This is a genomic window from Hyphomicrobium sp., assembly GCF_036833075.1.
Classification (GTDB): Bacteria; Pseudomonadota; Alphaproteobacteria; order Rhizobiales; family Hyphomicrobiaceae; genus Hyphomicrobium_C.
In genome coordinates this window covers 1-6,775 of sequence record NZ_DAITQL010000135.1, presented here as the reverse complement: position 1 = coordinate 6,775, position 6,775 = coordinate 1, and the positions used below count along the sequence as shown (strand labels likewise).

At 67.0% G+C, this 6,775-nt stretch carries 8 protein-coding genes; 4 read left to right on the top strand and 4 right to left on the bottom strand.

The window, feature by feature from the left end; genetic code table 11:
- Window positions 1–408 (bottom strand): hypothetical protein (locus V7082_RS21010; RefSeq protein ID WP_334151600.1); only part of this gene is annotated, 408 nt, incomplete at its 3' end.
- A gap of 442 nt (window positions 409–850) precedes the next feature.
- Here V7082_RS21010 and V7082_RS21005 point away from each other — a divergent pair.
- Genes V7082_RS21005 through V7082_RS20995 form a run of 3 tightly spaced genes read left to right on the top strand, consistent with a single transcriptional unit; the run spans window position 851 to window position 4,398 of the window.
- Window positions 851–3,127 (top strand): transglycosylase domain-containing protein, encoded by a 2,277-nt coding sequence (locus V7082_RS21005; RefSeq protein WP_334151598.1) that lies wholly within the window; start codon window positions 851–853, stop codon window positions 3,125–3,127.
- Window positions 3,128–3,130: 3 nt separating this feature from the next.
- Window positions 3,131–3,799, top strand: coding sequence for a DUF1214 domain-containing protein (locus V7082_RS21000; RefSeq protein ID WP_334151596.1), 669 nt, complete (start codon window positions 3,131–3,133; stop codon window positions 3,797–3,799).
- Window positions 3,800–3,801: 2 nt separating this feature from the next.
- Window positions 3,802–4,398, top strand: coding sequence for a hypothetical protein (locus tag V7082_RS20995; protein ID WP_334151595.1), 597 nt, complete (start codon window positions 3,802–3,804; stop codon window positions 4,396–4,398).
- Between the two features lie 15 nt (window positions 4,399–4,413).
- Here V7082_RS20995 and V7082_RS20990 read toward each other — a convergent pair whose 3' ends face one another.
- The 3 genes from V7082_RS20990 to V7082_RS20980 form a co-directional block, all read right to left on the bottom strand.
- Window positions 4,414–4,611, bottom strand: a complete 198-nt coding sequence (locus V7082_RS20990; RefSeq protein WP_334151593.1) for a hypothetical protein — start codon at window positions 4,609–4,611, stop codon at window positions 4,414–4,416.
- Between the two features lie 163 nt (window positions 4,612–4,774).
- Entirely contained in the window at window positions 4,775–5,122 is a 348-nt protein-coding gene (locus V7082_RS20985; RefSeq protein ID WP_334151592.1) for a DUF1491 family protein, read from the bottom strand.
- Window positions 5,123–5,273: 151 nt separating this feature from the next.
- The gene (locus V7082_RS20980; protein ID WP_334151590.1) at window positions 5,274–5,966 is read right to left on the bottom strand and encodes a peptidoglycan-binding domain-containing protein; all 693 of its coding nucleotides are present in this window, start codon (window positions 5,964–5,966) and stop codon (window positions 5,274–5,276) included.
- A 226-nt stretch (window positions 5,967–6,192) separates the two neighbouring features.
- On the opposite strand from V7082_RS20980, the gene V7082_RS20975 reads away from it, so the two are divergent.
- The gene (locus V7082_RS20975) at window positions 6,193–6,540 is read left to right on the top strand and encodes a hypothetical protein (RefSeq protein WP_334151589.1); all 348 of its coding nucleotides are present in this window, start codon (window positions 6,193–6,195) and stop codon (window positions 6,538–6,540) included.
- Window positions 6,541–6,775 lie beyond the last annotated feature (235 nt).

Here is a 6,775-nt window from a genome sequence, read left to right as displayed (position 1 = left end):
GACGGCCTCCGTGACCTTCTCGAAATTGTTGATCAGGGTGGCGAGGGCGCGGCTCTCGCGTTCCTCGTCCTGGGCCGAACGGGCTTTACCGCTCGCCATTCTCTTCTCCATGTGCTCGAGCTTCAGACTGATGGCGCGGTAGAGGCGCGCGATGAGCGCCCGGCGCGCGCCGCGCGAAGGCAAGGCGCCCGGATGGTTGCGTTTCTGTCGGTCGCCTGCGCACGCAGCGGTCTCGCGCCGGGGGCGCTGACGCGTCCGTTCCGCGCGCCCCGGCCAGTTCTCCCGCTTCGCCCGCGCTCCGATCCGCATCGAGCTGAGGGCGAAGCGGCCCGCGATCTCGGAGAGCGGAACCGAGGCATCGGCGTATGCGCGACGCACCTGAGCCCACGTCTGCTCGTCATCCTGCATGCCGCTGCCACGCCGTACCCGATCCGCACCCGGTCGGGCCGCGGGCCGTGCTGTCTCTTGCGCCGATGGTTTGTGAGATGAAGGCTCCGCCGCCGTAGCGCCAGCGACACTTTGCGAGCCATACTGAAATACTATCGATCGACCGTTTCGCTGTCAATAACGAATTGACGTGATCTTTGTATTATTTTCGTATCCATAATATAATATTAGAAACTACTTAAACAGAGAGAACACTCCAGAGTATCCGCCCATTTCACGCCGGGGATAACTTTACCCCGATGCGCCGCCGGCATCCCCTTACAACTCGCGCGACCGCCTTCCGGCAGCCGCATAAATAACCATAATGCCCGAGTGATCTGAGTCCGTGAGGCCGCGTCCGGGTAGGCGACCCCCGCCCGAGGACGACGGCCGTCCTATTGCGCCATAATTCGGGGCTGACACGTTGAGCGACTGGTTCTTCAAACGCGGCCGGCGCGAGGGCATCGACTGGATGGCCCTCGATTCCAAGCTCGATTCCTCGTTCTCGGAATTCTGGTCGCGCTGCAAGGACCTGTGGGACGCCGGCTCGAGCTTTTTTGCGCGCTTCAAGCTCACGGGCTGGCGGCGTCTCCTCAACGAGGGCGCTTCCGACGCGTTCACGCTCGCCACCGGCGGACTGCTCATTCTCTACGCGCTCGCGCTGCCGGCGTTCCTCGACTTCGACGAGGGGCGCTTCCTCACCGGCAAGTACAGCGTCAAGTTCCTCGATGCGGCCGGCAACGAGATCGGCCAGCGCGGCATCCTGCACAACGACGCCGTGCCACTCGAGGAGATCCCGGACGCCGTCATCAAGGCGACGCTCGCCACCGAGGACCGCCGCTTCTTCGAGCACTTCGGCATCGACGTGCTCGGCACGGCGCGCGCGCTGGTCGAGAACCTGCGCGCCAACTACGTGGTGCAGGGCGGCTCGTCGCTCTCCCAGCAGCTCGCCAAGAACCTGTTCCTGTCGTCGGAGCGCTCGATCGACCGCAAGATCAAGGAAGCCTTCCTGGCGCTGCTTCTTGAAACACGTTTCACCAAGCGCGAGATCCTCAAGCTCTATCTCGACCGCGCCTATCTCGGCGGCGGCGCGTTCGGGGTCGAAGCCGCGTCTCAGTTCTACTTCGGCAAGTCGGTGCGTGAGGTGAACCTCGCCGAAGCCGCCCTGCTCGCCGGACTCTACAAGGCGCCGACGACCTACGCTCCCCACGTCAACCTGCCGGCGTCGCGCGCACGCACGAACGTCGTGCTGGACAACCTTGTCGAAGCCGGCTTCTACACGCCGGCCCAGGTGCTGGAAGCGCGCCTGCATCCGGCGCAGATCGTCGAGACGCGCGCCACCACCAGCCCCGACTGGTTCCTCGACTGGGCCTACGAGGAGGTGCAGCGGCTGGCCGAAGGCAAGAACCAGTACGTGCTGACGGCGCGCACAACCGTCGACCTCACCATGCAGAAGCAGGCAGACGAGGCGATGATCACCTTCCTCAAGCAGAAGGGGCGCGGCCTGCGCATCAACTCGGGGGCGCTCGTCGCCATGGAGACGACCGGGGCGGTGCGCGCGCTCGTCGGCGGGCCGGACTACGGCGAGAGCCAGTTCAACCGCGCCACGCATGCGCGCCGCCAGCCGGGCTCGTCGTTCAAGATCTACGTCTACGCAACCGCGCTCGAGAACGGCTACACGCCGACCAGCGTGGTGCGCGACGCATCGCGCACGTGCGGGCGGTGGCACCCGCAGAACTACGGCGGCAGCCACGGCAGCGGCTCGCGCATGCCGCTCTGGATGGCGCTCGCGAAATCCTTGAACACCGTCGCCGCCGAGCTGTCGTTCGCGGTCGGACGCGAGAAGGTCGTCGAGATGACGCAGCGCCTCGGCATCACCGGCATCCGCACCTCCTGCTCGATGGCGCTCGGCGACTACGGTATCCCGCCGATCGAACACGCCGGCGGCCTCGCGACGTTCGCCAACGGCGGCAAGAGCGCACGCCCCTACGCCATTCTCGACATGGTCAACTCCAGGGGCGAATTGGTCTACAGCCGCGAGCGGGACGAGCCGGAGCCGGCGCAGCTCGTCTCCGAGAAGGTGGCCCAAGGCATGAACCAGATGATGCAGAAGGTGGTGACGGACGGCACCGCGCAGCGCGCCGCGCTCGACTTCACCAACGTGGTCGGCAAGACCGGCACCAGCTCCGGCCCGAAGGACGTCTGGTTCGTCGGCGCGACCGGAAAGTACGTCGGCGTGGTCTGGCTCGGAAACGACGACAACCGGCCGATGGCGCACGGCAACACCGGCGGGCAGCTCGCCGCGCCGCTCTGGCAGTCGTTCATGTCGGTGGCGCATCGCGACATGAACATCCCAAACTTGCCCGGACTTCAGCCGCATCCGGTGCAGGTTGCCGAGCAGCAGCGCATTGCCGAGCTGAGGCTCTCCAACCCGGCCGCCGCGGCCGCCGAGCTCGGCGCCGCCAAGCTGCAATCGCCCACCATGGCGGAGCCCGCCCGCGAAGCCCTGAAACGCATCGCGACCGCGCTCCGCAAGGCCGCCGGTGTCGCCGAACCGCCCCCCGGGCCCGCCCCGGCACCCACCGCTCCCCAAGCTCCGGGGACGCAGCCGCGCGGCAATCGGGCCGGGACCGGCGCCAACCCCGCCTTCGCCTCCGAAACCAGCGGCAGAAGCTCTCCTGCCGCTCCTGCCGTTCCCTGATCCATGTCCGCAGCCAGCACCTTCCGCTCTCTCACCTCGCTCAATTTCATGAGCTTCACGCTGCACCGGCTGCGGAAGCGGCTCGCCGTGCTCATCGGCTACACGACCGACTGGGCGCTCTTCATCGGCGTCGTGCTGATCCTCGGGTTGGGGTCGAGCTGGTACATGATCGAGCGCGGCTCGCCGCTCACGACCGTCACGATCGGCCCATGGGTCTCGTGGGTGGCGGCAGGGCAGCCGGACGCCGACCCCTATACGCGCGCGCACGCGGCTCGCCTCGGCATCCTGCCGCTCAGCACGCGCGTCTCGCACACCTTCATCGCGCGGGCCGACGGCGAGGGGCGCAACCTGCACTCGTCCTGCGACTACGTGATCGAAGGTCGCGAGGCGCCCGACTTCTGGTGGAGCCTCACCGTGTTCGACGCCGATGGCCGGCTAATTCCGAATGCTCTCGGACGCTCGGCCTTCACCAGCGATACCATGGCCATCGATCCGGACGGCAGATACAGGGCGACGCTCTCGCGCGATGCCCATGCGGGCAACTGGCTGCCGACGGGCGGCGCGGGGCGGCTCGCGCTCGCGTTCACGGTGCTCGATCTCGGCACGCGCGCCGTGGCACAGGACGACGATCTCGAGAGCCTCGTGCCCACCATCACGCGCAAGGGGTGCTAACAATGCTCAAACGCCTCTGGGCCCGCATCACCTCGATCAACATTCCGCTGACAGCGGCCGCCCTGCTCGCGGCGGCGATCCTGCACATCCTCGCCACGCTGGCGACGTCCCACCTGATCCCGACCTCGGGCTATGGACGCCTTGCGGGCGATCTACCCGAGAACACGATGCAGATCCTGCCCGCGGTGGCCCCCGGCGCCCAGCCGCTGCCGTTTCTCTCACCGGACGCGCGCTATGCGGTCTGCCGCTTCGACACGCGCAATGGCGCCGTCAGCATCAAGGCCTTCCTGCCCGATCCCGGCTGGGTGCTGGCGCTCTTTTCTCCGGACGGCGGCAACTTCTTCACCTCCGTGGCCTCACCCGAGCAACGGCCGAACGTCTCGCTCCTGCTGGTTCCCGGCGACGATGGCTGGCGGACGGGGGGAGGCGCTGCGGGATCCGGCGAGCCTGTCGTCACCCGCGAGGCGACCCTCACCATCCCCGCCAACGAAGGCGTGGCCATCGTCCGCGCGCCGGATCGCGGCGAAGCCTACAATCCGCGCGCGCTCGCGGATCTCAAGCGCGCAGAGTGCAAATTCCGGCGCACGCGCGCGTCGTAGATCGCGCCTCGTCCCTCAATCGTCGAGGTCGAGATGGTCGCGGCGGCGCGTCCGATGGCGCGACTTTTCCGCGGGCCTTGCGTCGGCTTCGGCCCAGCGCTCGTAACGAACGCCCGGAAAGAAAACGATATCGGCGGAAGCAACTGCCCCGCGCCGCGCTGTCATCTGCCGGGACCCTAGTGCCGGCTGCCTGAACTCCAGAATGCTGGCCATCGTGTCATCCCCCGTGCCCGTGCATCCTCTTTCGCTCGCCCGGCTTCCCTTTCCGGGCCTGCGCCCCTCGCGGATGGCATTGATGGGGCTCCTGCTTCGGTTAACGAAAAGTTAACGGCGTGAAGCTTGCCGCACGCTGGCGTCGCGGCGTGGCCGCAGAGCCTCAGAGCTCGGTCAGCCATCCCTCGAGGCCATGGGCGCCGTCCCGCGCCTCGACTTCGACGATCCAAAGGTCGGGATCAGTGCGAGCCTCGCGTTCGAGGAGCGCGTCCACCTCGGGATCGGGGCGCGCAGCCCCCTTTGAGAAGGCGATCCAGCGGCGGTCGGTCTCGGCGCTCGAGAGACTGGCCGGCGCCGGTCCGAAGAGCAGAGACGTGCCGTCGAGACAATTGACCCGGATGTAGATCGCGCCGGCATCGTCGTCGCCATGGCGAACGATGTAGGCGTGCCGTCCGCCGCCCGCCAGCCGACGCACGTAAGCCTTGACCCAGATCTCGGACTTGAGCCGCATCGCTCCGGCCTGTTTCGGGGGCGCCCGCCGGCGGCTGGGGCGCCGGTTTGCCTAGACCATGATCCCTTCAGACCCTATCGGCCTGAAGGGTGTCTCATCGGTCTCATCGAAGAGAGAGCGTGATCCCGATTCAATCAAATATGATCACGCCCTATCGGCTGGCCTGCAGGGCATCGCTCGCCAGGCCCGCGAGCTTCGCGAGCAACTCGCCGGAGATGCGACCCGTTTGCTTGAGCTTCCGGTCTGCCTCGAACTTCCGGATCGCACGTCTCATGGCCTCGTTCAAGCGGCCATCGGGAATCGTGGTGATGTAGCCGAGCTGGCGGAAGGCGCGCTGAACGGCGCGGACGACGGCTTCGGCCTCAGGCCCCGGGGCGGCGTCGCTTCCGGCCGAGGTGCGGATATCGGCAGAGCCCAGCACAAGGTGCTGGAGCAGCGCTTCGCTCGGCTCGGCCGTCAGGGCCAGCCCCGAGTCCGTCTCGTACGCCATGACGGCGCCCCGCGTCACGAGCCCCGCCACGCCGTCGACGGCGCCGGTCTCGTAGCCCTTGGCCTTGAGCTCGCGCTGCACGGCACGCACGAGATCGGTGCGATCGGTGGCGACGGGTAGCGGCTTCACCGCACCCGTCTCCAGGCGGGGAACGCTCGCCTCCCCGCGCGCGGCGACGGCCTGCTGTGGCTCGGCCGGCGTCCCGCCGGTCCAGCCGGACGAGGCGGTCTCCCCGGCGGGGGCGAGACCAGCGAGCTGGCGGCCCGGAGGCTGCAGCACGAAGATGTTGGTCACCATTGCGCCGGTCAGGACTGCAAACGACAGGAACGCGAACCTCACACCAGACGGCGTCATCTTGCGGCCCCGGGCCCTATGGTTTCGGAGGGCCCGAGTATCGGGAGGCGGACGTTAAGATCCCGTTAACCTGAGCGAACTCTCAACGGGACGGTCGTTTCGAAATCGATAGAATTCTATTCAATTCCGTCCGATTTCCGCCGCGGTTCCTCAAAATTTTTGCCGTAGCGTGCCGGTTATCTGAGGCCGTCTCGGCCCAAGCGTTCCACGACCGGAGCCCGTTGCCATGAGCCTGTTCAGGATTGCCGTCGTTCTCTCGCTCGGCGTCGCCCTCATGCCCTCTGACGAGGAGCAGCAGACGGCTCTCTACCAGCGTGCGGCCACGGCCGCGCACTGGACCATGACCTACTGCGACCGCAACGCGCAGCAGTGCGTCGTGGCCGGACATTTTTGGGACGCCTTCGTGCAGAAGGCGAAGTTCGCGGGCAAGCTCGCCTACGACGTGGCGATCGCCTCGTCCGAGACCTTGCGGCAGGACCCCCTCGCCCCTCAGCTCGCCAGCGACCGCGGCACGCTCCAGTCCGGCGATCTCGAGCCCAACTGGCGGGGCGAGAAGCGGCAAGGCGACATCTAGAGAGTTTCCGTTTCAGATGGAAACAGCGGTTCGACATGCGCAAGCCCGTCTGGGCTCCGGCCTTCGCCGGAGTGACGTTGAATTTGCGTAACCCGCCTGCATACAAATGGCGTCATCCCGGCATCATGGCGGAGCCATGCTCCGCATGGACGGCCGGGATCCAGACACGCCAATTGCTCACATGACCATGTTTCGGAACGACTCTAGACCTTGATCACTTCAGGCCCCATCCGCC